The sequence below is a fragment of the Bradyrhizobium sp. S69 genome, assembly GCF_009766005.1.
Lineage (GTDB): Bacteria > Pseudomonadota > Alphaproteobacteria > Rhizobiales > Xanthobacteraceae > Bradyrhizobium.
Map to the genome: position 1 here is coordinate 172,412 of NZ_LMUK01000024.1, position 26,737 is coordinate 199,148.

25 protein-coding genes are annotated in these 26,737 nt (G+C 62.2%); 8 read left to right on the forward strand and 17 right to left on the reverse strand.

Annotated elements, in window-relative coordinates; translation table 11 throughout:
• Positions 1-43 precede the first annotated feature (43 nt).
• Positions 44-1,243, reverse strand: coding sequence for an ABC transporter substrate-binding protein (locus GSQ88_RS08590; protein WP_159007348.1), 1,200 nt, complete (start codon positions 1,241-1,243; stop codon positions 44-46).
• Between the two features lie 196 nt (positions 1,244-1,439).
• Here GSQ88_RS08590 and GSQ88_RS08595 point away from each other — a divergent pair, with 196 nt between their 5' ends.
• Entirely contained in the window at positions 1,440-2,324 is an 885-nt protein-coding gene (locus GSQ88_RS08595) for an IclR family transcriptional regulator (protein WP_246735135.1), read from the forward strand.
• A 2-nt stretch (positions 2,325-2,326) separates the two neighbouring features.
• Here the strand turns inward: GSQ88_RS08595 and GSQ88_RS08600 are convergent, their stop codons facing one another.
• From GSQ88_RS08600 to GSQ88_RS08610, 3 genes are all read right to left on the reverse strand, one after another.
• Positions 2,327-3,049, reverse strand: a complete 723-nt coding sequence (locus GSQ88_RS08600) for an enoyl-CoA hydratase/isomerase family protein (RefSeq protein WP_159007086.1) — start codon at positions 3,047-3,049, stop codon at positions 2,327-2,329.
• A 33-nt stretch (positions 3,050-3,082) separates the two neighbouring features.
• A complete protein-coding gene (locus tag GSQ88_RS08605; RefSeq protein WP_246735136.1) occupies positions 3,083-4,051 on the reverse strand; it encodes a TRAP transporter substrate-binding protein in 969 nt (322 codons plus the stop codon).
• 121 nt (positions 4,052-4,172) lie between these two features.
• Complete coding sequence (locus GSQ88_RS08610) at positions 4,173-5,042, reverse strand: isocitrate lyase/PEP mutase family protein (protein ID WP_159007090.1); 870 nt, start codon at positions 5,040-5,042, stop codon at positions 4,173-4,175.
• Between the two features lie 177 nt (positions 5,043-5,219).
• Here GSQ88_RS08610 and GSQ88_RS08615 point away from each other — a divergent pair, with 177 nt between their 5' ends.
• A complete protein-coding gene (locus GSQ88_RS08615) occupies positions 5,220-6,305 on the forward strand; it encodes a LacI family DNA-binding transcriptional regulator (RefSeq protein WP_159007092.1) in 1,086 nt (361 codons plus the stop codon).
• Positions 6,306-6,348: 43 nt separating this feature from the next.
• On the opposite strand, the gene ertE is transcribed toward GSQ88_RS08615, so the two are convergent.
• Both ertE and GSQ88_RS08625 read right to left on the reverse strand, forming a co-directional pair.
• Positions 6,349-7,608, reverse strand: a complete 1,260-nt coding sequence (ertE, locus tag GSQ88_RS08620; protein WP_246735137.1) for an N-carbamyl-l-glutamate amidohydrolase ErtE — start codon at positions 7,606-7,608, stop codon at positions 6,349-6,351.
• Positions 7,609-7,613: 5 nt separating this feature from the next.
• Complete coding sequence (locus GSQ88_RS08625; protein WP_159007096.1) at positions 7,614-9,128, reverse strand: amidase; 1,515 nt, start codon at positions 9,126-9,128, stop codon at positions 7,614-7,616.
• Positions 9,129-9,469: 341 nt separating this feature from the next.
• Here GSQ88_RS08625 and GSQ88_RS08630 point away from each other — a divergent pair, with 341 nt between their 5' ends.
• From GSQ88_RS08630 to GSQ88_RS08640, 3 genes are read left to right on the forward strand one after another with little or no spacing between them, the layout of a single operon-like run.
• Entirely contained in the window at positions 9,470-10,429 is a 960-nt protein-coding gene (locus GSQ88_RS08630) for an ABC transporter substrate-binding protein (RefSeq protein WP_159007098.1), read from the forward strand.
• A gap of 53 nt (positions 10,430-10,482) precedes the next feature.
• Complete coding sequence (locus GSQ88_RS08635) at positions 10,483-11,283, forward strand: ABC transporter permease (RefSeq protein WP_159007352.1); 801 nt, start codon at positions 10,483-10,485, stop codon at positions 11,281-11,283.
• Positions 11,276-12,055 (forward strand): ABC transporter ATP-binding protein, encoded by a 780-nt coding sequence (locus GSQ88_RS08640; protein ID WP_159007100.1) that lies wholly within the window; start codon positions 11,276-11,278, stop codon positions 12,053-12,055. Before GSQ88_RS08635 ends, GSQ88_RS08640 begins: the two co-directional genes overlap by 8 nt.
• 19 nt (positions 12,056-12,074) lie before the next feature.
• On the opposite strand, the gene GSQ88_RS08645 is transcribed toward GSQ88_RS08640, so the two are convergent.
• From GSQ88_RS08645 to GSQ88_RS08695, 11 genes are all read right to left on the reverse strand, one after another.
• Complete coding sequence (locus GSQ88_RS08645; RefSeq protein ID WP_246735138.1) at positions 12,075-13,256, reverse strand: ABC transporter substrate-binding protein; 1,182 nt, start codon at positions 13,254-13,256, stop codon at positions 12,075-12,077.
• A gap of 185 nt (positions 13,257-13,441) precedes the next feature.
• Positions 13,442-13,846 (reverse strand): DUF302 domain-containing protein, encoded by a 405-nt coding sequence (locus GSQ88_RS08650; protein WP_159007102.1) that lies wholly within the window; start codon positions 13,844-13,846, stop codon positions 13,442-13,444.
• A 46-nt stretch (positions 13,847-13,892) separates the two neighbouring features.
• The gene (locus GSQ88_RS08655) at positions 13,893-15,365 is read right to left on the reverse strand and encodes a YncE family protein (RefSeq protein WP_159007104.1); all 1,473 of its coding nucleotides are present in this window, start codon (positions 15,363-15,365) and stop codon (positions 13,893-13,895) included.
• A 5-nt stretch (positions 15,366-15,370) separates the two neighbouring features.
• Positions 15,371-15,802 carry a DUF305 domain-containing protein gene (locus GSQ88_RS08660; protein WP_159007106.1) on the reverse strand — a complete coding sequence of 144 codons (432 nt, stop codon included), beginning with the start codon at positions 15,800-15,802 and terminating at the stop codon, positions 15,371-15,373.
• Between the two features lie 131 nt (positions 15,803-15,933).
• Positions 15,934-16,563, reverse strand: coding sequence for a uracil phosphoribosyltransferase (upp, locus tag GSQ88_RS08665; protein WP_159007108.1), 630 nt, complete (start codon positions 16,561-16,563; stop codon positions 15,934-15,936).
• A 32-nt stretch (positions 16,564-16,595) separates the two neighbouring features.
• Entirely contained in the window at positions 16,596-17,837 is a 1,242-nt protein-coding gene (locus GSQ88_RS08670) for a URC4/urg3 family protein (RefSeq protein WP_502706711.1), read from the reverse strand.
• Between the two features lie 17 nt (positions 17,838-17,854).
• The gene (locus GSQ88_RS08675; RefSeq protein ID WP_159007112.1) at positions 17,855-19,102 is read right to left on the reverse strand and encodes a GTP cyclohydrolase II; all 1,248 of its coding nucleotides are present in this window, start codon (positions 19,100-19,102) and stop codon (positions 17,855-17,857) included.
• A gap of 201 nt (positions 19,103-19,303) precedes the next feature.
• Entirely contained in the window at positions 19,304-19,723 is a 420-nt protein-coding gene (locus GSQ88_RS08680) for a c-type cytochrome (protein WP_210253772.1), read from the reverse strand.
• A 43-nt stretch (positions 19,724-19,766) separates the two neighbouring features.
• Positions 19,767-21,365 (reverse strand): flavin monoamine oxidase family protein, encoded by a 1,599-nt coding sequence (locus tag GSQ88_RS08685; RefSeq protein WP_159007114.1) that lies wholly within the window; start codon positions 21,363-21,365, stop codon positions 19,767-19,769.
• A gap of 190 nt (positions 21,366-21,555) precedes the next feature.
• Entirely contained in the window at positions 21,556-22,623 is a 1,068-nt protein-coding gene (locus GSQ88_RS08690) for an Ldh family oxidoreductase (RefSeq protein ID WP_159007116.1), read from the reverse strand.
• 66 nt (positions 22,624-22,689) lie between these two features.
• Positions 22,690-23,967 carry an amidohydrolase/deacetylase family metallohydrolase gene (locus GSQ88_RS08695; RefSeq protein ID WP_159007118.1) on the reverse strand — a complete coding sequence of 426 codons (1,278 nt, stop codon included), beginning with the start codon at positions 23,965-23,967 and terminating at the stop codon, positions 22,690-22,692.
• Between the two features lie 143 nt (positions 23,968-24,110).
• Between GSQ88_RS08695 and GSQ88_RS08700 the strand changes: the two genes are divergently transcribed.
• The 3 genes from GSQ88_RS08700 (at position 24,111) to GSQ88_RS08710 (ending at position 26,735) form a co-directional block, all read left to right on the forward strand.
• Complete coding sequence (locus tag GSQ88_RS08700; protein WP_246735141.1) at positions 24,111-24,608, forward strand: MarR family winged helix-turn-helix transcriptional regulator; 498 nt, start codon at positions 24,111-24,113, stop codon at positions 24,606-24,608.
• A 356-nt stretch (positions 24,609-24,964) separates the two neighbouring features.
• On the forward strand, positions 24,965-25,798 hold the full coding sequence (locus tag GSQ88_RS08705; protein ID WP_159007122.1) for a nitroreductase family protein: 834 nt from the start codon (positions 24,965-24,967) through the stop codon (positions 25,796-25,798).
• A 76-nt stretch (positions 25,799-25,874) separates the two neighbouring features.
• Positions 25,875-26,735: a transporter substrate-binding domain-containing protein gene (locus GSQ88_RS08710; RefSeq protein WP_159007124.1), complete on the forward strand. Its 861-nt coding sequence runs from the start codon at positions 25,875-25,877 to the stop codon at positions 26,733-26,735.
• Positions 26,736-26,737: the final 2 nt, after the last annotated feature.

A 26,737-nucleotide genomic window follows, 5' to 3' on the forward strand; every position in this document is an offset into this window, starting at 1 on the left:
GATTTCTCCTTGTTCAAGAACGCAGCAGCGGATCTGGTCGGCATCATCTATCGAACTTGCAGGCGCCGTCGCTCTCGGGACGGAACGCGGTTTCACCTGGAATGACCGAGATCTTTTCGTAATAGTCCCAGGGGGTGCGGCTCGCAGACGGCGTTTTCACGCGATAGAGCGAGAGATCGTAGACCACGCGGCCGTCCTGCCTGATGTGCCCGGGCCTGCCGAAGAAATCGACCGGCATCTTCCGCATCTGGATGTTGACGGCCTTCGCCTCATCGGTGCCGCCCGCTTCGACCGCCCTCAGGTAATGGCGGACCGCGGCATAGGTCGCCGCCTGCAGCTTGGTCGGCTCGCGCTTTTCGATCTCGAAGAAACGCCTGGCGAAAGCCCGCGTGCCGTCATCATCGTCCCAATAATATTGCGCCGCGATGTACATGCCTTGCGCGTCGTTCAGGCCGATCGAATGAACGTCGGAAATGAACGTCAGCATGCCGACGATGGTCTGTCCCGCCGCCTGCAAGCCGAATTCGTGGGCCTGCTTCACTGCCGCAACCGTGTCCGCGCCGGTGCCCGCCAGCGCTACGACCTTGGCGCCCGAGCCTTGCGCCGCCAGCAGGAACGACGAGAAGTCGGTGGTATTGAAGGGATAGCGCACGGCGCCGACGACTTTGCCGCCCGCGTCCGTCACCGCCTTGGATGCATCGCGCACCATCGCGGTGCCGAACGAATAGTCGACCGCGACAAAGAACCAATCCTTGCCGACCCGCTTGGCCAATTCGTTCACCAGACCCGCGGATAGTGCGTAAGTATCGTCAGCCCAGTGCGTGATGACCGGTGAACATTTCGATCCCGTCAGTTCGGAGGTCGCGGCGCCCGACACCAGCACGGTTCGGTTGCTTTGGGTGGCAAGGCCGGCCACCGCCAGGCCAACCGAACTCACCGCAAGATCCGTCACCGCATCGACGTGATCGATGTCGAACCATTGCCGCGCGATCCCGACCGCAACGTCGGGCTTGTTCTGATGGTCCGCCGCGACGATCTCGATCGGTTTGCCCAGCACCCTGTTGTTAAAATCCTCGGCAGCGAGCTTTGCCGCGGTCACCGACCCCGGCCCGCCGAGGTCGCGGCCGCTGCCGTAATCGCCGAGCACGCCGATGCGAACCACGCCGTCGGAAATGGCGGAGCCGTCTTGCTGCGCGTGCGCCGATGACATCGCGAGCAACGCACAGGCCAACACGCGGACCATGGCCGAAACCGCCAGGCCGGTGCGCGATCCGATAGATGGGCCGTGGAACCTCAACAAGTCGATCCTCCCGATTCCGTCATGTCCATCTAGTGGACATTGTTATCATAATCGTATTACAACGGTCGCTGCCCGGTCAAGTTGCTTTGCCCGGCGATTGCGGAATACACCCCCGCGTCAACGACATTGCAGGAACCAGATGCCGAGAGCCGCTAAAGATCCCGACAACAACCCTGACAAGTCACCTGATGCCGACACCGCAATGACCGGCGTGCGCGCCGTCGATCGTGCGATTGCGATCCTGCAATGCTTCACGCCCGAGCAGCCCGCGATGAGCGTGATCGAGATTCAGAAGCGCGTCGGATTGAGCCGTCCGACGCTCTATCGCCTGCTGCATACACTCGCGGCGCGCGACCTCATTCACGCCGAAGGCGACCCGCAGCGCTTCAAGCTCGCGCACGGCGTGATGAAGCTGTCGCATGTCTGGCTGAACGGTTTGGAAGTCGTTGCCGTGGCGCGGCCCATCGTCGAGGGCTTGCGCGATCTGACCGGCGAGACCGCTGCCCTGTTCCGGTTGCAGCATGATCTCGGAATCTGCATTCTCGAATGCCAAAGCCGTCACGAGCTCTCGATCAGCCGTGGCGTCGGTCACTCGCTGAAGATCACGCAGGGCTCGACCGGAAAGGCCATGCTGGCATTCATGGATCCACCGCGGCAAGCCGAATTACTTTCGAACATGCTGGCCAATGCGCCGCGGACGCAGTTGGAAGAAACACTGAAGGCCGCAAGGCGCAATGGCTATGCCACCAGCCGCGGCGAGATCTTCGTCGGCACGGTTGCGGTATCCGCGCCCTATTTCGATCATCGCGGCAGTGTTGTCGGTTCGATCGGCCTGTACGGCCCGCAAGCCCGCATCAGCGACGACAAGATTGTGGAATACTCAAAACTGGTTCGTGAGGCCGGCCGGAAAATATCGATCCTGCTGGGCTTTCAGGAGTCCGAGGCGGCGACAAAATCCGCCGATGGCGGCAGCGATCAGCCGAACAAAACCACGCGCCGGTCTTCAAACCCACAACGCTCTTAGACCTAACTTGTCTGCTGGTCTTTCGCGGCAAGGGCCGCCATCAGCGCGAACCGTGACTTGTCGATCGCCTCGGCCGGACCGACGCCGCGCATGTTATAATAGAGATCCCGGCCCAGCATCACGATATCGGAATTGTAACTGCTCGCCGTCGTCGCCATCTGGATCGCCTCGTCCAGGACATCCGCTCGCGGGACCGACTTGTTCACGACGTGCAGCTCGCACGCCTCCCGCGCGCCAATCAGCCGCGCGTTGTAGATAATATCGAACAGGAGCTTCTTCGGCAGCGCGTCCCTGACGACGGCCAGCGCCAGAAATGGAAAAAGTCCGTTGGCGGCTTCGGGCAATCCCAGCGTGGCGCCATCGGCAACGATGGCGAGGTCGGCCGCGGCAACCAGGCTAAAGCCTCCGGCATGTGCGTCGCCATTGACCGCCGCCACCAGCGGTTTTCCGAGACCCGCCATGGCCCGATACATATCGACCGATGCGCGGCCGAATTCGGCCCGTCCCGCGGTCGTTGGCCCCGCGCCCTTGTAGTCGCCCCCCAGGCAAAAGACGTCACCGTGGCCGGTGATCACGCACGCCCCGACCTCGGGATTGCGCCGCGCCGCCTCCAGCGCCGCGGTCAGCTCCTCCGCCATTTGCTGGCTGAGGCGATTGCCGTGGTCCGGTCGTGTGAGCGTTAGCACCGATACCCGGCCGGCCCGGCTGACCTGCAGTTGCGTCACGACGCTTCCCTCCTCCACAGCCTGCCGGAGCGATCAGATCGCCAGTTTGCCGCTGGACTCCTCAAGCCTGTTCCAGGCTTCGTCGCCGTATTTGGCTTTCCAGTCGCGGTAATAGCTGGTCTTGGCCAGCGCGGCGCGAAATGCCTCGCGGTCGACTTCGTGCAGATCCATTCCGTTCTTCGTCAAGACCGCGCGCAGCGACGTACTGAGCTCCGCGACATCGGCGCGCTGGTCGGCGCTGGATTTGTCGAATTCCGTGATAACGAGCTGCCGCAAATCCGCCGGCAACGCATCCCAGGCGCGCCGGTTGGCGAGCGGCCAGTATCCGTCCCAGCTATGCCCGCTCATCGCGCAGAACTTCTGCACCTCATACAGCTTCGCCGTGGCGATGATTGCCAGCGGATTTTCCTGCCCTTCAATCACCTTGGTTTGCAGCGACGTATAGACCTCATTGAAGTTGAGCGGCGCGGGTGAAGCACCCATCGCCGAGAAGAACGACGTCAACATCGGCGCCTGCGGCACCCTTATCTTGAATCCTCTCAGATCCTCGGGGGAGCGAATATCGCGCGTGCCGGACGTGATTTGCCGGAAGCCGTTGTCCCAGATCCGGAACCCGCTGACGAGCCGGCTCTTCTCGATCTCCGACTGCACGTAGTGGCCGAGGCCGCCATCCAGCGCGTTCCAGACCACATTGTAGTCGGTGAAGGCGTAGGCCGTGTTGAGGATTCCGGCGACCGGCACGAATACCGCCAGGATCGACGTCGACAGCAACTGGAATTCAATGCCGCCATTGCGGACCTGCCCCAACAGATCGGTATCGGAGCCGAGCTGGTTGGCGGGAAACAGCTTGATGTCGAGCTTGCCCGACGATTTTTCGCGAATCCGATTGAGCGCCTCCTGCATGCGCAGATTATTCGGATGGGTCGGGTCCTGACCGGTGGCGAGCTTGTAGTCGAACTCCGCCGCCGACGCTCTCCTCGGCAACAGAGTTACAAGCGGCATAGCAGCTACAGCCTTCGCAAACGTTCGACGGCTGAGCTTGCTTCGGTGGCCTCCGGTCATACACGGCACTCCCTGTGTTATTCTTCCCTTTGTTTTCTTGTTCTTGTCCGCGCTTGCCGGACTATGACGAAAAGCGCTTCTCGCGCGCTGCCATTTCCGGCAGGCCGATGAACTTGTTGAATTCATCGAACGGCGTCAGCCGGTCGGCCACTGCGTTGGTGGAACCCTCGCGCAGGAAGATTTCCATCATCTCCTTGACCGCCTTGTGCATCGCGAACATCGGTTCGATCGGGCACAGCGCATAGTCGAAGCCGAGCTCGTAGACTTCCTTCATCGACAAATACGGGCTCTTGCCGGAGCGCGCCATATTGAACAGCAGGGGCTTGCCGAGCGGCTTCAGCCGCCGCGCGATCTCCTTGAGCTGCTCGATACTTTCCGGCGCATCGACATAGAGGCCATCCGCTCCCACTTCCGAATAGGAGATCAGGCGCTCGATCGCGTCGTTGAGCCCGGTCACCGCCACCGCATCGGTGCGCGCGACGATGAAGAAATCCGGATCCTGGCGCGCCTCCAGCATCGCGCGCAATTTCTGCCGCATCTCCTCCGGCGGAACGAGTTGCTTGCCGGCGAAGTGTCCGCACTTCTTGGGCATCGCCTGGTCCTCCAGATGCAGCACCGATGCGCCGGATTCTTCCCAGAGTTTCATGGTGCGCTGCGCCTCGAGCACGCCGCCATAGCCGGTGTCGGCATCCGCAAAGACCGGGATCGTCGTCACCCGGCAGATCCTGCGGATGTGCTCGAACATCTCGGTCTGGGTCAGCACGCCGAAGTCCGGCTCGCCCGCGACGATGGCGGAGGCCGCGAACCCGCTGACATAGATCGCCTTGGCGCCGGCCTGCTCCGCCAGCTTTGCGGTGACGGCATCATGGGCGCCGAGACAGATAAACGGCGGGGTCTTGAGCAATTCACGAAAACGCGCGGATCGAGACAATTGCATTCCTCCCTGAGCCATTGCTGGCATTTTATGTTAGCGTTAACATTAGAGGGCCTGTAGCCTCCCGGCAAGAGACTTTTCGTTGGACTAAAGAATTGCCGAGGCGGCTGCCGGCTTGCAGCGCGGGGATTGTACGGTCATACGTCTACACCTCCTTTTGGAACGACGACCGCCATGAGCACGATCGGCAATTCGCAGAAGGGCCGGAAACGGCGACCGCGAAGCCACGCAAGGCCATCGGCCGCGGCGGCCGCGTTGCAGGGACTGCGCGGCGCGCGGATGACCGATGTGGCCAATCTCGCCAAGGTCTCGGCGATGACGGTATCGCGCGCATTGCGGCATCCCGCCATCGTGGACCCCGAGACGTTGAAGCGGATTCATGGCGCGATCGAAGCGACCGGCTATCTGCCGAACCGGATCGCGGGCAGCCTCGCCTCACAGCGCTCCAATATTGTCGGACTGATCGTCCCCAGCCTGCGCAACTCGCTGTTTGCCGAGACGGTCAAGGGGGTCGCGGATACCCTGGGCGATGCGTACGACCTCCTGATTGCCGACAGCGGGTATGTGCTGGACCGCGAAGAGGCCGCGGTCGCAGCCTTTCTAAGCCAACGTGTCTGCGGGATCGTGCTGCATAATACCAAGCACACGCCACGGACGCGCCGGATGATCCAGTCGGCTGCTATCCCCTGCGTCGAAACCGGAAATCTGGTTCGATGCCCGATCGACATGGCCGCGAGTTTTTCCAACCACAAAGCCGCCTACGACATGACGGCCTATCTGATCGGGAAAGGCTACAAACGAATTGCGTTTGTCAGCCTGCCACTCGATGACAATGACCGGGCGCGCGAACGGCAGTCGGGATATCTGGGTGCGCTGAAAGCACACCGCAGGGCTATCGATCGCAACATCATCCTGGAATCCGCCCCCGGGCTGCGCGGCGGCGCCGAGGCGCTGATCGAGCTGATGAAAAAACGTCCGCGGATCGATGCGGTGTTCCTGACCGGCGACGTGCTGGCCACCGGCGCGCTGCTGGAAGCCAACCGCAAAGGCTGGCGCGTCCCGGACGATATCGCGATCGCGGGATCGGACGACAATGAGTTGCAGGAGTACGTTTCGCCGCCGCTGACGTCGGTCCGATTCCCGCGTTACGACATCGGCTGCACGGCAGCGTCGATGCTATTGAAGAGAATCGATGGCGTCCCGTCAGCGGAGCGTGTCGTCGATCTGGGTTTCCAGATCATCCCACGGGCAAGCACCTAGTTTCCAGGTTACGGCTCAGGCCTGAGCCGCAATGCCGCCGATTTCACGATAGCGCCTGATCGAGTTCCCTGACCGCCTGATAGATCACGGCCGCGCCTGCCGCGATCGCTTCGCGATCCGCCCATTCCTCCGGCGCGTGGCTCTTGCCGGCGCGGCATGGAATGAACACCATCGCCGAAGGGCAGATGCGGCTCATGAACACCGCATCGTGGCCGGCACCACTGGGGAGGTCGATGTCGCCGAGCCCCAGGTCGCGGCCCCCTCGACGCAACGACGCGCGCAAATTCGCGTCACACATGGTCGGCGGCCCGTCGGACAGCAACGTGAAGGAGGCACGACTGACGCGCGACGCCGTCGCATACGCGGCGCTCTCCTGATCGATCAACTCCGTAAAGCGCTGCATCAGCTCCGGCGCCGTCGTGCGCGCATCGACCACAAGGCGGCAGCGGCCCGGCACGATATTCGATGCCGAGGGATCGACATCGAGGATGCCGACGGTGGCAACGAAATAGCCCGATCCTTCGGCGGCCAGGAGATCGGCGATCCGGCGCACCGACGCCACCGTCTGCGCCGCGGGCACCAGCGCATCGTGGCGCAGCGCCATCGGTGTGGCGCCGGCATGATCGGCCTCACCCTGGAAGATGATCTCGAACCGGCGGATACCTACGATCGAGGTGACGATACCGACATCGAGCGACTGCGACTCGAGCACGACGCCCTGCTCGATGTGCAATTCCAGATAGGCGCGGATATCGCTGCGCTTGGCCTGTTCAAGCCGGTCGGGATCGCCGCCGACGCGGCGTAGCGCATCGCGCAGCTTCTCGCCGCCGGGCCCCGTCATATCCAGCATCTTGGCATCGAGCCAACCGCTGATGCCGCGGCTGCCGATGCAGGACAGCCCGTATTCGCTGGGTTCCTCCGCCAGGAAATCGATCACCTCGATGGTGTGTTGCGGGCGCAGACCGGCCTCGCGCAGCGCGCGCACGATCTCAAGCCCGGTGGCGACGCCGGCGATACCGTCGAACCGCCCCCCGGCCGGAACGGTATCGCTGTGCGAGCCTATCGCAATGACGCCAAGCGCGGGATTGCTGCCTTCGAGGCGGCCGATCAGGTTGCCGGCCGCATCGATGTGCGTGACAAGGCCGGCTTCGGCAAACCGCCGGGCAAGCCAGGCGCGGCCTTCCAGAAACAAGGCCGTGAACGAGCGTCGCGTATAGGGCCGTGCCGGATCGGTGATGTCGGCAAGCGCCATCACGTCGGTCCAGAGCCTGTCAGCGTCGAGCGGCAGATTGGTCTTGGTCATTCCCATTATACTCCAGTCGGCATCTTCCAGCCGCCAAAGGTTTTTTCCAGATGCGCAACCAGCGCCAGCGCGACGTCTTCGCGCCATGGCCGCGCGGCAACCTGAACACCCAGCGGCAGGCCTTCCGGCGAAGTGCCGACCCGCACGGTCGCCGTCGGCCATCCCGTCAGATTATACATCTGGGAGTAACCAAAACCCTTGCGGTTCTGCTCGTCGAAGCTGGTGCCATGCAGCAAAGCCGGATACGGCGCCACCGCCGACAGCACCGCGTCGTAGTTTTCCATGAAGCGCAGCATCGAATTGCGAAACAGGTCCCAACGCACAAAGGCGGCCAGCGCGTCGGTGGTGTTGGCCATCGCCGGCGCCACCGAATAGGTCAACGCCTTCTCGAACAACGGCGAGATCGGATCGCTGCCGATGCTCTTGAGAAACGCCCGCGTTCCCGCGCCGCCATCGCCACGGCTCATGTCGTGATAGACCGTTGCAGCTTTCTCCGCGTCCGGAGTTCGCTTTTCCTCGACCTTGACGCCGGCATCCGCGAACGCCTTGGCGGAATCGCGCACGGCCGCGGCGATTTCCCTGGTCGGGCTCGCCAAGCCATCATCCTCGAAGAACGCCAGTTTCAATCCGCTCAGCGTAACGGCCTTGGGATCAAACAGCGGCATGCCGACGATCGAATTGTCGCGGAAGTCGGGCCCGGAGATGATCGGCAGCGCCAGCGCCAGATCCTCGACATGTCGCGCGATCAGGCTGACATGAAACACCGGCGCGCGGGCGCCCATCGGTTGCGGAAATTGCCCGGTGCGCGGCACCCGGCCGGAGGTCGGCTTGATTGCGGCAAGCCCGCAGAAATGCGCGGGGACTCGAATACTGCCGCCGGCGTCGGTGCCAAGACCGAGCGGCGAACCGCAGGATGAAACGATCGCGGCCTCGCCGCCGCTGCTGCCGCCCGGCGTGCGCGTGAGATCATAGGGGTTGTTGGTGCGGCCATAGACCAGATTGTCGGTTTCGAGCGCGCCGGCGAGTTCAGGCACGTTGGTCTTGCCGAGGAAGATCGCGCCGGCCGCGCGCAGCCGGAAGACGGCAGTGGCATCTGCCTTCGGAACGTAATTGGCGCGACCCTTGGTGCCGCCGGTGCAGATCACGCCGGTCGTTTCCAGCGTATCCTTGATGGTCATGGGCACGCCATGCAGCGGCCCCTTGATATCACCCCGCGCCAGCGCGGCGTCGGCTTCGTCAGCCTCCTTCCGCGCGCTATCAGCGGTCAACTGGACGATGGCATTGAGCTTTGGATTGACCTCCGCGATCCGCGCCAGATGCGCCTCGACGATCGCCTTGGAAGAGAGCTGTTTCGATCGGATCGCAAGGGCGAGTTCACTCGCCGATTTCAAGGTGATGTCGTCGCCCGCCGCCGTTGCGGCTTGCGCTGAAACAACGAACGATGAGCGCGCTGTCGCTGCCACCGCACCCGCCAGCGCGACCGTACCCAGAAAATCCCGCCGACCCATTTTGCCATCCATCTTGAAATCCAATCCGTTGACGCGGCTTCCTTCTGCGGCGCGCAGGTAATTCTTCTTTCGGCCCGAACGCAAGTTCGGGACGTAAGGCCTGCGGTCCCATCAGGCGTCACGTTTGCCGGGCTATTTGTTGATCAAATGCCGCGTCATCACGCCTACATTTAAGGCAATGCCATGTCCCGGCACTCAATTTTGTTCGCGATTTGAAGCGCCAAACAGCCTGGTTCGGAAACTCCCTCCTGCAATCATCACGTCACCTTGAATGTGAATGACACGCCTCCTTAAAGCGCCTCGCGCGGCATGTTTGTTGCATTTTTATACAATTGAAAAAGGAGTTGCGTTTGATGACATCCAAAATTCGCCGCCGTGAATTCGTCGCCGGTCTCGGGGTCGGGCTGTTCGCAGCCCCCGCGATCGTGCGCGCCGCCGACGAGCCGATCGTGATCCGCGTCGGCGCGCTGAAGCTGATCCATTCCATCGCGCCCTATTTCTACGATCGGTTCGTGCCCGCAGGGTACAAGGTCGAAGTGATCCCGTTCGAGACACCGGCCGATTGCAAGAACGCGGTCGTCACCAAATCGATCGATTTCGGCACCTTCGGCGTCGCTGTCGCCGTGCTCAGCAGCGCAGCGGGTGAGCCGATGGTATTGATCGCCTCGACCTGCAATCGCGGCATGGCAATTATCGCCAAGAAGGACGCGGGCATCACCTCGATCAAGGATCTGAAAGGCAAGCGCGTCGCGGTATTTCCAGGCACCACCCAGGAGGTGTTTTTCCTGGAACGGCTACGGATGGAAGGCATGAGCATTAGGGATGTCGAGCCGGTTCGTGTCTCCTTCAGTGAAATGCATATCGCGCTGGCGCGCGGCGATGTCGACGCCTATGTCGGCGCCGAGCCGGGCCCCGGCCTGTCGCTGTCGAGCGGCGTCGGCACGCTGGTCGAATATCCCTATTCGACGGCGATGGGATCGCTCAACATGGTGTTCGGCACCCGTCGCGATGTCATCGAAGAGAAGCCCGATCTGGTCCGCGTGATGATCGGTATGCATCAGCGCGCCACCGATTTCGCGGCATCGAACAAGGACGCCATGGTCGCCATGGCGATCAGCAAGCTCGGACAGAAGAAAGAGGCGATCGAGGCTTCCGTGCCCAACGTCGAACTGACCTGGCGGCTCGGGCCAAAGGAGATCGAACAGGCGAAAATCTATGCCGACCACATGCTGGCGCTCAAACAAATCAAACGCCTGCCTGATTTCGCGACCTTCATCGACACCAGCTTCGTCGATGCCGTGAAGCCGACCTGACCGTGACCACGCTCGCATCCCATACGGAAGGCGAAAACACCGCGGCGCACGAAATGGCGAAGGCCACGGCCTGGTGGCCGCGGCTGCGGCCCGTGCTGCTGGCGCTCGCCTTCCCGATCGCGCTGCTGGCGATCTGGCACTTCTCGACGGCAGGACGGCCGAGCAGCCTGATCCCGCCGCCCACCGATGTCTGGCTCGAGCTGCGCGACCTCGCCGTTGGCGGTATCAATGACGACGCCTATAGCGGAACGCTCTATGTCCATTTGCTCGCTTCCGTCAGCCGGGTCTATGGCGGCTTCGCGCTGGCGGTGCTGGTAGCGTTACCGCTCGGCATGCTGATCGGGCGCGTGCCGCTGATCCGGCAAACCGTCGATCCGACGCTTCAGATTTTGCGCCCCGTCCCGGTCACCGCTTGGCTGCCGCTGGCGATGATCATCTTCGGGCTCGGGCCGCGCTCCGCGGTGTTTCTGGTGTTTCTCGGCGCGTTCTATCCCATCCTGGTGAACACGATTTTCGGTGTCCGTTCGGTCGAACCGCGATTATTCGAGGCGGCTTCCATGCTCGGCTGCACCGGCCCGGCGCAATTCTTCCGTATCGTGCTGCCCGCAGCACTACCGTCCATCTTCACCGGCCTGCGGCTCGGCCTCGGCTTTGCGTGGGTCGTGATCGTGGTCGGCGAAATGACCGGCGTGCAAACCGGATTGGGCGCCATCATCATGGAAGCCCGCCAGCTCTCGCGTACCGAAATCGTGATCTGCGGCATGATCGTGATCGGCGTGTTCGGCTTTCTGTCCGACCAACTGGTGATGCTGATCGGACGACGCCTATTGGCCTGGAGTCCGTCGCATGGCTGAAGCCACCACGCCCATCCTGCAAATCAAGAATGTCGGCAAGATCTATTCGCAGAACGGGCGCGCCATTGAGGCGCTGCGCGGCGCGAATTTGACGGTCAAGAAGGGCGAATTCATCTGCCTGATCGGCGCATCGGGCTGCGGCAAGTCAACACTATTGCGGATGGCCGCGGGCTTCGAGGCCGCAACGCATGGCGACGCCCTGATGTGGGGCATGCCGATCACCGGCCCAGGCCCGAGTCGCGGCATGGTGTTTCAGGATTACGGTCTGTTTCCCTGGCTCAATGTCCGCGACAATATCGGCTTTGGCCCGAAATCGAGGCGGCGCAGCAAGACCGAAATCCGCGAAACGACGGATCGTTTCATCGACCTCGTCGGATTGCGGCAGTTCGCCGATGTCTATCCGCACCAACTTTCCGGCGGCATGAAGCAGCGCGTCGCGATCGCCCGCGTGCTCGCCAACGACGCCGAGATCGTGCTGATGGACGAGCCGTTCGGCGCGCTCGACGCGATGACGCGGGAGCGGCTGCAGGACGAACTGGTCGATATCTGGTCGCGCACCGGCCTCACGGTGCTGTTCGTCACCCATGCGATCGAGGAAGCGATCTTCCTCGCCGACCGGGTGGTGGTGATGTCGCCCGGCCCCGGCCGGATCGACAATGAGTACCGTATCGACCTGCCGCGGCCGCGCGACACCACCAGCGCCGAATTCAACGAATGGCGGCGCCTGCTGTCGTCACAATTGCACAGCCACCACGCGCGCAAGGCTGGTTGACCCCGTCCACGATCCGAGCTCAGTGCGACGATGCGCCGTCCGGGCTGTTGGCGCCGAGAAATGCGCTTTCGATGACTTCGCCGATCGGCTGCCAGGTGTTGCCGTCAAACTGCACCAGTCGCATCTGCTCGATCGGACGGAAATCGTTCGGACCGGTATTGATCACCACGCCGGGCAGCGCGACCGGGTTCTGGTAATTCTTGAGGGAAGCCGCCTGCCGCATGATATTCTCACGCGACAGGTCGTCGCCGCATTGTTTCAACACCTGCGACAGCGTTTCGGCGATGCCATAACCGAACACGGTGTTGCTGTCGGCTCTGTCGCCGTCCGGATAATATTTGTCCATGAACGCCGACCAGTCTTTCATCGCGGGATCATCCTTCCAGGCGGGATCGCCCGGATCCTTCAGGAAAGCGGTCGAGACCACCCCGATCGAGTTCTGCAAACCGGCCGGCCGCAGCGCGTTGGCGATCGAAGCCGACGCGTTGTCCAGCAGGAACACCGGATGCCAGTCGATATCCGCCATCCTGCGCAGCGCAAGCGCGGCCACCGCCGGCGCGCCGTCGAAGATGAGGATTTCCGCGCCCGAGCTTTGCAGAAGATCGATCTGAGAATCGATCGATTTGTCTGACAGATCGAACGTCGTATCGGCGACGATCATCCGCGCCCAGTCGCCGAGGCCTTCCTGCAATCCCCTGAACAAATCCCGGCCGAATTCATCGTTCTGCCAGAGCACCGCGATCTTCCGCTCCGGATAGAACGCCTGGACGTAATTGGCATACACCCGCCCCTCGGCACGAAACGCCGGTTGCCAGCCCATCGTCCAGGGAAATGATTTGGGGTTGCCCCACTCTTCGTTCCCGGACGCAATGAAAAGCTGCGGGATCTTTCGGTCGTTGAGATAGGTCCTTATCGCGAGGTTGCCCTGCAAGCCAAACGAGCCGAACATGAAAAGTACTTTGTCGTCATCGGCGAGCTTGCGGAGCTGCGCGGACGCCATCTCCGGATCGGAACCGTCATCATAGGACAGGAATTTGATCTTGCGGCCGTTGATCCCGCCGCGCTCATTGATCATCTCGAAATAAGCCGCCTCGGTTTTTCCGATCGAACCGAACGCGGCCAAATCGCCGGTATACGGCGTGACATTTCCGATCAGGATTTCGCTGTCAGTGACGCTGACGCCGGGTGCTTGCTGAGCCATCGCCGGGCAAGACAAGCCGGCCAACGCTGCAATAGCGGACACAATGACTAAATTCTTCATCATCCACATCTGCCACACCCCACGCGCGAGACCTCCAAATCCACGATAGCTTTGCCGCGATCGTGCTTGAGCGACAGGCTTGCGCGAAAGCTGGGGTTTTTTGCGGTCGCCTGCCCCGCTTCGCCCTAGGCGGCCGCCGCCGCCGCGCGGGTAACAGCACTCAGCATCGCCGTCATGGCCTTGACCGGCGGTTCGACCTCGTGACCCAGCCCATGGCGCTTCGCAAGCCATGCCGGATCGTTGTAGGAAATCCAGGTGTCGTTGCTTGCGTCCTGCCAAACCAGCGCCTTCAGCGGCAGGTCCAGTCCGATCTCCTGGTTCGACTGCATCAGCGGCGTACCGCCTTTGGCGTTGCCGAAAATCAGGAGCTCGGTCGGCCGCAACGGCAGGCCGACCTCCTTGGCCCCCGACGCGTGATCGATCCGGGCGAACACCGTCAAGCCTTTTGCCTTGATCTCGGCCACCAGCCTGTCCATCGTCTCCGCCGGGCCGTGGCTGCTTCGAACAACGATCAATCCGTCTGCCGACATCGGTTGTACTCCTGATATCAAGCCGTATTCACAACACAGACCCGCTTCAAGGAATTTGTATCTGTACGGGTTTGCCGGGCTCCGCCGCGGTTCCCGGCACGATCACGATATAGCGGCGCGCAATCTTGTCCTCGCCTTGCACCACCTGCCTGATCGATCCGGAGGCATTGACGATGGCTGAGCCTGCCGGGTTGGTCATGAACGCCGCCAGTGGCTCGAGCGTGCCCTTGCCGTCGGGCTGTTGTGCAAGCGCAAGCACGTAGGGCTGCTTTGGTTGCAGGCCGGTGACGGCGGCCTGCAGGACCTGGATCAGGCCCTGATCGAACAGGGAGACACTGGTCAGCGCCTTGTTCCCGCTCAGGAGCAGCTTGCCGTTTTCGACCGCGCCGAGCGCAAGATGCGTGGCCTGGCTCGCAACGCCGAGCGGCTGCAAGCCCTGCTTCCCATCGCCATCCGGGACGGCGTTGGGGACATAAGCGATAGCCTGCGGCGCCTGACCGACCGGACTGGTCGCGATCACCTTGTTGGACATCGTATCGATCGCGGTCACCGCATCGGCATTTTCCAGCCCGACATAGACTCGGCTGCCGTCGCCCGAAGGCCAGATGCCATGCGGCAGCTTGCCGACCGGAATGGTTGCCACTTGCGTGAAATCGTCGGTACGAAACACCTTGATCTCGTTGAGGCCGCCGATCGTCACGTAAGCGAATGTGCCCTTCGCATTGCTGGCAAAATTGACGTGGTTGCTGATCGGTCCGGTGTCCATCGATTTCAACACCGCGAACGGCGGCTTGGCATCGAACACCATGGTCCTGCCGGTGTCCTTTAGCGTCAACCACACCTGCTTGCCGTCAGGGGTCGCTGCGATGTTGGGACAGAACGGACTCTCCTGCTTGACGTGGCCGACGATCTGGTGATCGGCCACGGTGATGACCACCGTTTCCGGATTGAACGACGAGCAGACGTACCCGTATTTGCCATCCGGCGAGAAAATCTGCATGCCCGGACCCGCCGGCACCTTGATCCGTGTCTTCTCCTCGAAGGTCTTGCCGTCCAGCACCGAAATGTAATCTTCGCCGCGCACCGTCACCCAGACCTCACTGCCGTCAGGCGTAAAGAACGCTTCGTGCGGCGAGCGACCGACATAGATGGTGTGCTTGATCGCGTTTGTCGCGGTATCGATGAAGGTGACGGAATTCGATCCAATCGAGACCACCGCGAGGGTCTTGTGATCCGACGAAAAGCCCATGCCGTGCACGAGAACCTGCCCCTTGTAGAGCGGGCTGAAATTTCCCGGCTGCGGATCGCCTAACCGGATCACACCGACGAGCTTGTTATCGACGGGATCGGTGACCGAAACCGTGTTTGAAAACTGCTCCGCGGTATAGACGCGATCATGATGGCTGACCGCAATATCCGGATCGGCTGCCGCGCCAGGAGCTTGGCCGGCCCAAGCCGGTGCGCTACCTATAAGACAAAGGCTCGGCAGCAGGCAGAAGACAAGACGAAGGTGCTTCATCTGGTTCATTTCTCCGTTTTCGAAGTCAGCGCTGCCGGCTCTCCGATCGCAAGCCGCATCGCAACAATCTCCTGCCCTTGCGTGACCACGATCTCCTGGGCAATCCGTCTCAACTGTTCGTTGCTGCCGTGACCAAGCAACGCCTTCGCCATATCGATGGCGCCCTGGTGATGCGGAACCATCATCGCGACGAAATCCCGATCGACATCTCCGCTCGGCTTGATCGTCATATCGGTCATCATCCGGGTCATGGCCTTGTCGTTTTCCGACAGGAATGCCGCCTCATTGGCGTCGGTCGGCTGAGCGGCCGCATGAGATGGCGAAATCACCACGTCAAAAACCCGCCCGGGCACTTCCGCGCATGCCAGGAAACCCGCCAGGAAAGATGCGGTTGCGAGCAGCGCTCCGCGGGCTCGACCATGATCGGGTACCGTCATCGGATCGTCTCCTTCCGGAAAGCTTCTTGCCCGAGCTTCTGCTCCCGTGAACAGGCGAGGACAATCCCTCCCGGCGCCTCATCGCCATATTGTGAATATCGCCACGCGCCGCCGGAACTAATTTTCGCGCGCTATCGCGTTCCGTAAGCGCGATCGCCGGCGTCGCCGAGGCCGGGCAGGATGAAGGCATTCTCATCCAGCCCCTGGTCGATGCCGGCGGTCCACAGCGGCACATCCGGGTGCAGCCCGCGAAAGCGCTCCACGCCTTCCGGTGCGGCGAGCAGGCATACCATCCTGATCTCGCGGGCGCCCCGTTCCTTGAGCCGGTCGACGGCTGCCACCGCCGTGTTGGCCGTAGCCAGAACCGGCGACACCACGATCGCCAATCGCTCCCCAAGATCGGACGGGGACTTAAAGAAATATTCGACCGCGACGAATGTCTGCGGCTCGCGATACAGACCGATATGCGCGACGCGGGCGGTCGGGACGAGATCCAGCATGCCCTCGACAAAGGTCACGCCGGCGCGCAACACCGGTACGAAAACCAGCTTCTTTCCCGCGATCTTGGCCGATTGCATCCGCGCCAGCGGCGTCTCGATTTCCACATCGGCGAGCGGCAGATCGCGCGTCACCTCATAACACAAGAGCATCCCGATCTCCTTGAGGAGTTCGCGAAACGACTTGGTCGAAATCGTCTTGTCGCGGATCAGCGTCAGCTTGTGCTGGACCAGCGGATGACTCACGACCGTAACGCCGTCCATGCTTTTGCTCCCTGCGCCTGAATGATTTCCGTTCAGAACACGGTACCATCGCTGATGATTTTGAAGGGTGGCGAACCGTCGGGACGGCGCGCAAACGCCGTCGCCCGGCCGGCAGCCCAGGTCCCGCCTTGCAGTATTTTTGCCAAGGGAAGCGAGACCGGGTCAAGACCAACGCGCTGCCGCAGCACATCCGCAAGCCGATCCAGCAGCGCAACCGTCAACGCCCGCCACTCGACCACCAGCGTCGAGGCGACATCATGTTCGCGCCGCATATCGTCTGGGTCGCGCAGCACCAGCACGCCGGTGTCGACGAACAATCCGCCATTGCGGTATTCCGCGAGCCCGGTCAGGCCATCGATATCAGTTACGTCGAGCCCGGCGCGCTGCATCGGCTCGATCAGCGAATAGGATAGCCACTGCGACAGCTTGTGCAGCGGCACCAGTTCGCTGGTGGCGTCGTCAGTCTTGATATCGGGGTGGCGCCAGCAATCGCCCAGAGCAATTCCGCCGAGCGCGATGCGCGACGGCCAGATCGGCCCCAACTGCCGCAACAACTCCGACAGGATGGTCGCAGCAGCGATCGATCCCTTGTCGGCTTGCGCTGCAAGGTGGTCGAATAGTCCGCCCGGCCGCGGTGCATCGCCGCGGGAAAAGATACCGGGCAATGCCGATACTTGCTGGCCCAACCGGCGAAGCAACCCGACGCGGCCCTCGAGGCCGACCAGCGGATTGCCCTCGCTGACCTGAAAGCCATCTTGCAGATCGGCCAATGTCAACCGTTCAAGCGCCGTGGCGTCGACCCGCAGCGGTTCGTCACGATTTGCAGAGAACGCGCCGCGTGCGAACATATCGAGGCTGGCGAGCGCCAGGCCTTCGGAACGGCCCACGCTCGCGCCTGTCACGGAATCTCGGTAACGCCAGGATGCCCCGGCGCCGGCGTCGAGCAGCACGCTGACAATGGCGAGGTCGAATTCGGCTCGGGCGCGCGCGGTCTTGTCGCGCCAAGCCGTAGCACCTGCCAGCGCGTCCCAGCGGTCGAGTTCGCCGACCACAAAATGCCGCCAGCGCGAATGGAACGGCACGTCGAAGGTGGGATAGGCCTTTTGCGTGGTCGCGAGCACCAGATCGACGGTTGCGCCGAGTCGTTCGAGATCGACCCGAAAATGCCGAAGCCGACTATCGAGGCCGATTTCGAGCATCCTGTGCGCTCGAACGCGCACGGCTTCGGCGCTCAACAGGGAAAGGGCGTCCGCGGTGGTGTCGGCTGTCACAATCAATGCCCGGGCTAACGTCAATATTTTTCGAGTGGCCGCCCCACCGTGCATTCGCTCGGTTTGGGATCGAGCGAAAAATATCCCGCCGCTTTCTTGGCGGCCATCTCGACACCGGCGTCGGCCGGAATCATGTGATCGGGTATCGGTACCCGTTCGACGATTTCGACGCCTTGGCTGGTCAGCGCGTCGTGCTTCATATCGCTCATCGAGATGAAGCGATCGATGCGCTTTAACCCAAGCCAATGGATGACGTCGGGCATCAACTGCTGAAAGCGCGCGTCCTGCACGCCGGCGACACATTCGGTTCGCTCAAAATAGAGCGCCGCGTCATCGCCGCCCTCCTGGCGCTTGCGCGCATTATACACCAGAAACTTGGTGACTTCGCCGAGCGCCCGGCCTTCCTTGCGGTTGTAGACGACGATGCCGAGGCCGCCGGTCTGTCCGGCGCGCGCGCATTCCTCGATGCCCTGGATCAGATAAGGCCGGCAGGTGCAGATATCCGAACCGAACACATCCGAGCCGTTGCATTCGTCGTGGACGCGACAGGTGATTTTGGTGCGGTGATCCGGCAGCTTGGTGACATCTCCGAACAGATAGACCGTGGTGCCGCCGATCGGCGGAAGAAAAACCTGCAGATCGGGGCGGGTGACCAGTTCGGGGAACATGCCGGCGGTCTGTTCGAACAGCGCGCGACGCAGATTGGTCTCGCTGGTGCCGAAGCGATGCGCAATTCCCGGCAGGTACCACACCGGATCGATCGCAACCTTGACCACCGAAACCGAACCGCTGGCATGAACGAACTCGCCGTCCGCCACCAACCGCTTGGCCGCCAGTGCGGCCTGAATTTCCGGCAGGTCGAGCCGGGCGCGGGTGATCGCGATGCTCGGCCTGATATCGACGCCTTCGCTGATTTCGGTCCTGAAATTTTCCGCGACCAGATGTCCCCACGGATCAAGCGCCACGATGCGCTGCGGATCGATCCATTGGTCGAACGGCCCGATGGTCGCTGCCGGAAAGGTGTTGGTGAGGTCGGGCCGGCGGATCGGATCGAGCGCGCCCGACGACACCGCAAGCGCCCGATAGACCGCATAGGAGCCGCCATGGGTACCGATCACGTTGCGGTCCTGCGGGCGCGACACGGTGCCGATGATCGGGCCGCGCTCGCGCGCGGTCGGCGCCCCCCAGGCGATCGGGTATTCATGCTTGGCGCCAGGCACCGGATGCGATGTCAGGCGAATGTGGTCGGGACGATTAGACTGGCTCATCTTTCGGTGATCCCAAAACGGCAACGGCCCGCCTGAATGACGGGCCCGACCGGAAAACCAATTGAATTGCTTGGGGTTACTGGCCCCAATGCATCATTATATAGGGAACTTACGGCCGCTTGCAATCGCCTTGAGGCCGGTTCGGCGCCCTGGCGCTGCGCAATTATTAGCCGCGGCGGTGGCAACCACCGCGATCTCCGATTAGGGCCGAGCGAGCCTGACCTCCTCCGCCGTAACCGGGTCGGAATACTGGTTACCGAAATGCGTCCTGACATAATTGACGACGGCAACCACCTGATCGTCGTTCATCATCGAACCGACCGGGGGCATCGCCCGTTGTCCCCTGACGACGACATAAACCGGATAGGCACTGACTTCGAGGCTACGATCCCTCGCAAGCGCCGGATAATTGCCGGCGCCGACCGCGCCGCCGCCGTCCGGCATGTGGCAGCCCTGACAGGCGTTCGCGAACAATTCCTCGCCGCTGGTTTCCGAAAATTTGAAGCCCGTGCTCAGGGGGGATGGTTGAGATTGATTTTCCGCGGGCAAGGCCGATGCGGTCGACAAAATCAGCGCGACGCTCACCGACATTGCGACCGAAACACGACGGGGCGCGATCATCGAATCCTGCCCCGCAGATTTGATCCGGCTTGAGCGCATGACATCAACTCTTGACGACACGTTCGTGCAGTCGGGTGATGGCATCGAGAGACGACAGGATCGCGCCTTCCTGCCACGCCGGAATGTAGGAGGCGTGTTCGCCCGCAAGAGCGATCCTGCCATCAATCCGGCATAGATTGTCGTAGTGCTCCTCCCTCGCTTTGTCGCTCCAATTGCCGGCGCAGCCTAAGGTAAAGGGCACCCGGTGCCAGGCCACGGCGATGCCGTTTTCGAACTCGGTTTTATATTGGGGGTGAATGCTGGAGCCGAAATCGACGGCGCGCGCGACCCGGTCGGCGGGATTCATCGAGGTGAATTCGAACGAGTTTGCGCCCTCGTAGACGTATGCTCCGAGCAACACGCCGCGACCGCTTCGATTGAAGCCGCTGCTGGGATAGGAGATTTGTCGAATCGGCAAATCGGTGTAGCTGATACCGCCGTAGATCGCCTCATCTTCTTCCCAGAACCTGCGCTTGAATTGCAAGCCGATCTTGACCGATGAGGCATAGGGCACCGCATCAATGGCCGCCTTCATGCGGGGACCGACGTCAACGGGAATCTGGCTCAGGATCGAAAGCGGAATGGTGCAGATGCACCAATCCGCCTTTGCAAGTTGCGGCGCAGCTGGCGTTTTGGCGTTCAGATAGCTGACCGTGACGCCGCCATGATCCTGCTGGATCCGGGTGACCTTCGCGTCGTACCGAATGAGATCACCGACTTCCCTGGCGAATGCCTTGCCGATCATATCCATGCCGCCGACGGGCTGGAACATCGTGGTCTGGAATTGATACAGCGCGAAATTCTGCAGGTATCGCCACAGCCGCGATGTCAGGATATCCGAGAGGCCAACAGGTTCGCCGGCGACTGGCGCGGCGCCAAGCCCGCCACCCGGATCTCTCGCGTAGCCGCGAAAATCCGCCGAATCGAGACTGGCGCTGTACGCGTAATTCTTGTCCAGCACGCCCCAGGATCTCAACGCCTGCAACAGAATTGCTTTGTCTTCCGCCGACACCATTTCGTCGAGCTTGCCCTGCTGGGTCGCCTTGGCGAGCAATTCCGAAACATGGCCCTGAAAATCGGTCTTGATGTCGCGGATGCGCTGCGGCTTGCCGCCGAACGCATCGGAGCCGTGCAGCAGCGCGTTGTGATTGAGCTGGATGAACGGCTCAAGCGCGACACCGAGCCGCTTGCAATAATCAAGCAACGCGCGATGGTGATAGGGAATGCGCCAGGGCCCTGGATTGAGATAGAGACCTTGTTCGAATTCGCAGGTCTGGGTCGCGCCGCCCAGTTCGGTGAAGCTGTCGCCGCCGCGCAGGGTCCAGTTGCGTCCTCCCGGACGGCTGTTGAACTCCAGCACCTCGACCTTGTAGCCGGCCTTGCGCAGTTCCAGCGCGGCCGTCATCCCGGCAAGGCCCGCGCCGAGAACCAGAACGCTTGTGCCCCTCGTATCGCCTTCCAGCTTGATGGGGCCTTTATATCCCGACTCCGAGGCAAAGCCGAGACTGGTCATGGCTTGATACATCGCGGCACCGCCGGCGACCGTCCCCACCAGCGACAGCAGATCGCGCCGGGTCACAAACGTCTCACTCTCGTTTTGCATGGCCCGTCTGGTCCCGATCAACCCGTCGCGCTTCGGCTATGGCGGCAGCGCGCTCATTAAAGCACATAAGCGCCGCCTGTCCGCGCACAAACCGTTGAGCGTATCTAGGCAGCCGGACATCAACATCACGGCTCCGGCAACGCGCGTCACGCGGGCCTGCGCATCGCGAGTTCCATCTCCCGAGCTTCGTCTATGCGAGCTTCGCAATTCCAAGCTCACCGGCGAGTTGGTCCAATCCGCGCAACAGCGCAGGCGCGATCGGAATTCCATCGCGGCCTCTCGCCACGCGTGTTTCATGGCTACGCTCGCCCGGTACCGAAATCCGGTCCACGCCGGGCATGCGGCTACTGCCGCGAAGATCACGCACCAGCGTATCGACGCTTGCCTTGAAAACATCGACATCACCGAAGGCGCTGATGTTGATCACCGCGATCGCCTGCCCGGTGTTGGTGACGCTGTCGTCATCATGGTTGAAGTCGACCACGTCTTTGCCCATCGCAGCTCCGCCGAGCGTGCCCGCCAGCAAGCCGATGATCAGCGCCAGACCGTAACCCTTGTAGCCCGCTTCCATGCCGCCCAGCGGCAGCAGCATTCCTTCGTCGGCGCGCTTCGGATCGGTCAGCGGTTTGCCGAGGCGATCGATCATCCAGCCCTCCGGCATCATCTCGCCGCGCAGCGCCTTGGTCTTCACTTTCCCGTAAGCCGCAACGGTGGTCGCCATATCGAGGATGATCGGCTGCTCGTTGCCGGCCGGAATCGCCGCTGCGATCGGATTGGTGGAGAGCAGCATGTCGAGGCCGCCCCACGGCGGCAAATGGTTGGCGTTGCCGACCGCGAAATAGAGCCCGATCATGTCGTGCGCCAACGGCATGCTCGCATAAAGCGACGCCGGACCGGCATGATTGCTGAATTGCGAGCTCACCCACCCAATGCCGGTGGTACGGGCCTTTTCGATGGCCATCGCAGCGGCGCGCTTCATGACGAGGTGCCCCATGCCGTTATCGCCATTGATCAACGCCGTGCCGGCGTGCTCGCGCACCACATGAATGTTTGGCCTGGTGTTAAAGCCGCCTGCCCTGATGCGGCGGGCATATTGCGGCAGACGGCTGACGCCGTGTCCGTCCGAGCCCTGCAGATCCGCTTCCGCCATCAAGCCGGCAACGGTCGCAGCATCCGCGTCCGGCAAGCCCAATTTGATCATCGCCTCACAAATGAACGCTTTCAGCCGATCAAATGTGACCTTCACTTCTGCCGCCATGACACCCCCGTTTCAAGGGGACATCATGTATTCGATTTTACCGGGGTCCGATAGTGCAGCACCAACCTACGCCGCAACGGCGCGCGGCAGGATCGGCGCGACGGGCTCGTGGCGCACGCCAGCGCGCAAACAGAACGCCGGCTGCAACAGGCTCTCCGCGACCACTTCCGTCTTCTCATTATCGCGCAGAACGAACCGTCCGGGCGTCTGGTTGAGCACGCTGACATCGGCGTCCATGCCCTTGCGCAGCGCGCCGATGGTGTCCGACAGGCCGAGCATCTCGGCGGGATTCGATGTCACCATCGGCACCACCTGCTCCAGCGTAAGGCCGAGCGCCATCATCGAGCTCATCGCCTGCACCAGGCTGAATTTCGCCTGGCCCGCGAACGGATGATTTTCGTCGTCGGCGTGCTGATCCGGTGTGCCCGCCGGCGCCGGCACGTGGGTATTGTAGCCGTGGATATCCGCGCCCAGGGTGGTCGGCACGATGCCCGCGGCGATCGCCTTGCGCGCAAGGCGATACGAGAAATGGCTGCCGTGACCGACGTCGATCCGCAAGCCGCGATCGAGCGCCGCCTGGATCACCGGATGAACCTCGCCTTCACGATTGACGAAACCGCCGGGGTGACGGGTGAACGGATGGGCCAGCACGTCGCCGGGCTGCAACAGCGGAATCACCCGCGCCAGGATGGTATCGACATCCTCGCCATTGGTGCCACTCTCCGGCAAGCCCCAAAGCTGCCCAAAGTGCACATAGACCGGAAGCTCGGCGCGACGCCCGATCTCCGCCGCCATTTCGATCACGCGAATGCCCCAGCGGGCGAACCCGCCGATTTCGGCATGCGCCTTGATCCCGCGCACCAGATCGCGGTTGGCGGTCGCGGCCTTCACCGTGGCGTCGATATCGACGCAATCGGGGCTGTAGAGGTTCGGGTAATAATGTCCCTCCAGACCGCCGACGAGATAGGCCGACAGAAACGCATAGGCGCGGGACTGGGATTTTTCGGCGACGAAATGCCGGAAGCCCGGCAGGGTCATGCAGGACGGACCGCCCTGATCGACCAGCGTGGTGACACCCGATTCCACGCCGACCATATCTGCGTTCATGCCGAAGCGCCCGGTGACGTATTGATAGACATGGGCGTGCGTGTCGATCAGGCCGGGCAACACGATCTTGCCGGTAACATCGACGACTTCCCTGGCGCTGGTCGGCAGGACATCGGCCTGCACCGCCGCGATCTTGCCGTTGCGAATGGCGACGTCCTTCAAGCCGTCGATACCCGAGGCCGGATCGATCACACGGCCGCCGCGCAAAAGCAGGTCGAAACTCGTGGCTACTGACATCGTCAATCTCCTCTCACAGCGGTCGACGCATCTTCCTTCGGACAATTACGAAGTATGCTTCGTATTTTAATACACCAACATTCGTGCCATAGGATGCACCAATTTCATGCAAACGGCGGCGCATGGCCGCGGGGAGCGATCTATTGACCGGAAAACGCCAGCCGACCGTCAAGCCGTCGAAGGAGCGATCCTGGCCACTCGAGCAGCGTCCGGGCTTCCTGATACGGCGGCTGCATCAAATCCACGTTGCCTTGTTCCAGAAGAAATGCGCCGCCTTCGAGATTACCCCGCTGCAGTACAGCCTGCTGTCGGCGCTGGCGAAACGCGAAACCGCCGACCAGACCACGTTGGCCGCTGACGTCGCGCTCGACCGCACCACCACCACAGGCGCACTTAAACGACTACAATCACGTCATTTTATCGAACGCTCGATCGATCACGGCGATCGTCGCGCCCAACGCTGCCGGCTCACCAAATCAGGCGCCAAGCTATTGCGGCAAATGGAAATGTCGGCCCGCAAAGCTCACCTTGAGACGGTAGCCGATCTAAGCAAGCCCGATCAAAAGCGCTTCATCGCCATGATGCAGCAGATCGTGACCGCCAATGCCGGCCGGCTCGAAGCGACAATAGCGATCGATTGAACGGTCGGCCGACAAGAGGGCGACTACTATCTGTGCATCCTGCCTCAAAAGCGGCAAACCGCAAGCACGCGGCCACGCGCGGCAGCCAGGCCCCGTCATATTGCGAAGCATGCTTCGTATTTTTCGAACGGCGTCGAACGAGAGCTGAAAGCGCCATTTCCTCCGGGTTCGCCATGCACTTGGCCGACTAACGCATGTGACCGGCGAACATGCCGCGCCGGAAAGCGCCGTCGAAACCAGCCATCGCTCGGTCTGGCATGTCCCTTGCTCCACGCCTGGTATTGAGTTGGCAGCTAGGGAGAGCTGCCGCCCGAACCGACGTCAATATTCCCAAGCCTTGAGTGGAAGTCCGACCGATGACGGATTACGCGAGCGCGATCGAGCGACGGTTCGGCGACGGCGGTCCGTCAGGTGGCAATACCGCCGACAATGAACTTATCCACAGGGTGCTGTCGCGCAAGACGGTGCGCCGCTATAGCGACGCCGTTCCCGATGAAAACCTGCTCGACCTGTTGGTCGGCGCCGCACTGAGCGCCTCGGCCAAATCGGATTTCCAGCAGGCCTCGATCTTGCGGATCAGCGACCCCGCTAAGCGCGCGGCGATCGGCGCATTGTTCCCGAGCATGCCCTGGATCGGCCTATCGCCGGTGTTCTTCGTGTTTCTCGGAGACGCGCGGCGGCTGCAGCGCATCGGCGAACTACGCGGCAAACCGGTTCGGAACGGCACGCTGGAAGGCTTTTTCAACGCCAGCATCGATGCCGCCCTGGCGATGCAGACCATGATCCTGTGCGCGGAATCCGCCGGCCTCGGGGTCTGCCCCATCAGCGTCATTCGCAACGAAATCGACAAGGTCGCGGCCATCCTCGAATTGCCGGACCTGGTGTTTCCGGTCGCCGGCCTTTGCCTTGGTTATCCGCAAGGCGACGGATTTGTCAGCCTTCGCTTGCCGCGAGCCGCGACCACGCATCGCGACAGCTATGACGATAGCGGTCTGCCGACGGCTCTCGACGACTATGACCGGCGGCGCGATGCGCGGCACAGCGTCCCGAAGGAGCAGCAGCGATCGAACGCCGAATTCGGCGAGGCATCCTTCTACGGGTGGTCGGAAGACAAAGCGCGCCAGGCCGCGAAGGCCGAGGGCGCGGCGTTTCCTCCCTATCTGAAAAAGCACGGGTTCACATTCGACTGAGACAACCACGCACCGCCTTTAACCCAACCAGCAGGGCCCGGTGGTCCTGCCGCACCCAACCGAAAGGAAACTTATCATGACGAGACTTCCGCCTGCTCGCTTCGGTGCTGTTTCAAGGCGCCTGCTGTTGCTGTTGGTAACGGCACAATTCGCGCTACCCCTGTTCGCCGGCAAGGCTCACGCTGCCACGCTCGATGAAATCAAGAAGCGCGGCTATCTCATGGTCGCGACCGAAGACGATTTCCGGCCGTTCGAATTCGTCAAGGACGGCAAGCCGACCGGCTTCGACAACGAATTGGTGGAAGATTTGCGCAAATACGCGCCGTTCGAGATCAGGCAGGAGATCATTCCCTGGACCGGCATCCTGGCCGGTGTCAGCACAGGCAAATACGATATCGCGATGACGGCTGCGATCATCACCAAGGAGCGAAAGCAGTCGCTGGACTTCACCAGCCCGATCGCGGACGCCACCCATTTTTACGTCAAGCGCAAAGGAGACACCGCCATCTCCGCGATCAAGGACCTCAGCGGCAAGGCCGTCGGCGTGCAGGCCGGCAGCGCCCTGCTCGCACGTCTGCCCGAACTCGATGCGATGCTGAAGAAAGACGGCGGCACCCTCGGCAAGGTTGTTGAATATACGTCCTATCCCGAGGCCTATCAGGATCTCGCGCTCGGCCGCACCGATTACGTGGTCAATACCGTCATCAACCTGAAAACGCTTGTCGCCGAGAAGCCCGGCGCATTTGAACTCGGCCAGGCGGTCTCCGGAAAATCGTTCCCGGCCTGGGCCGTGGCCAAGGGCAATACGGAGCTGCTGGCCTTCTTCAATGAATTCATCGCCAAGGAAAAGGCCAGCGGCCGCTTCGCCGAATTGCAGAAGAAGTGGTTCGGCGATTCGTTCCCGGATCTGCCGGTCACCTTCGAGCCGGAATTCTAACG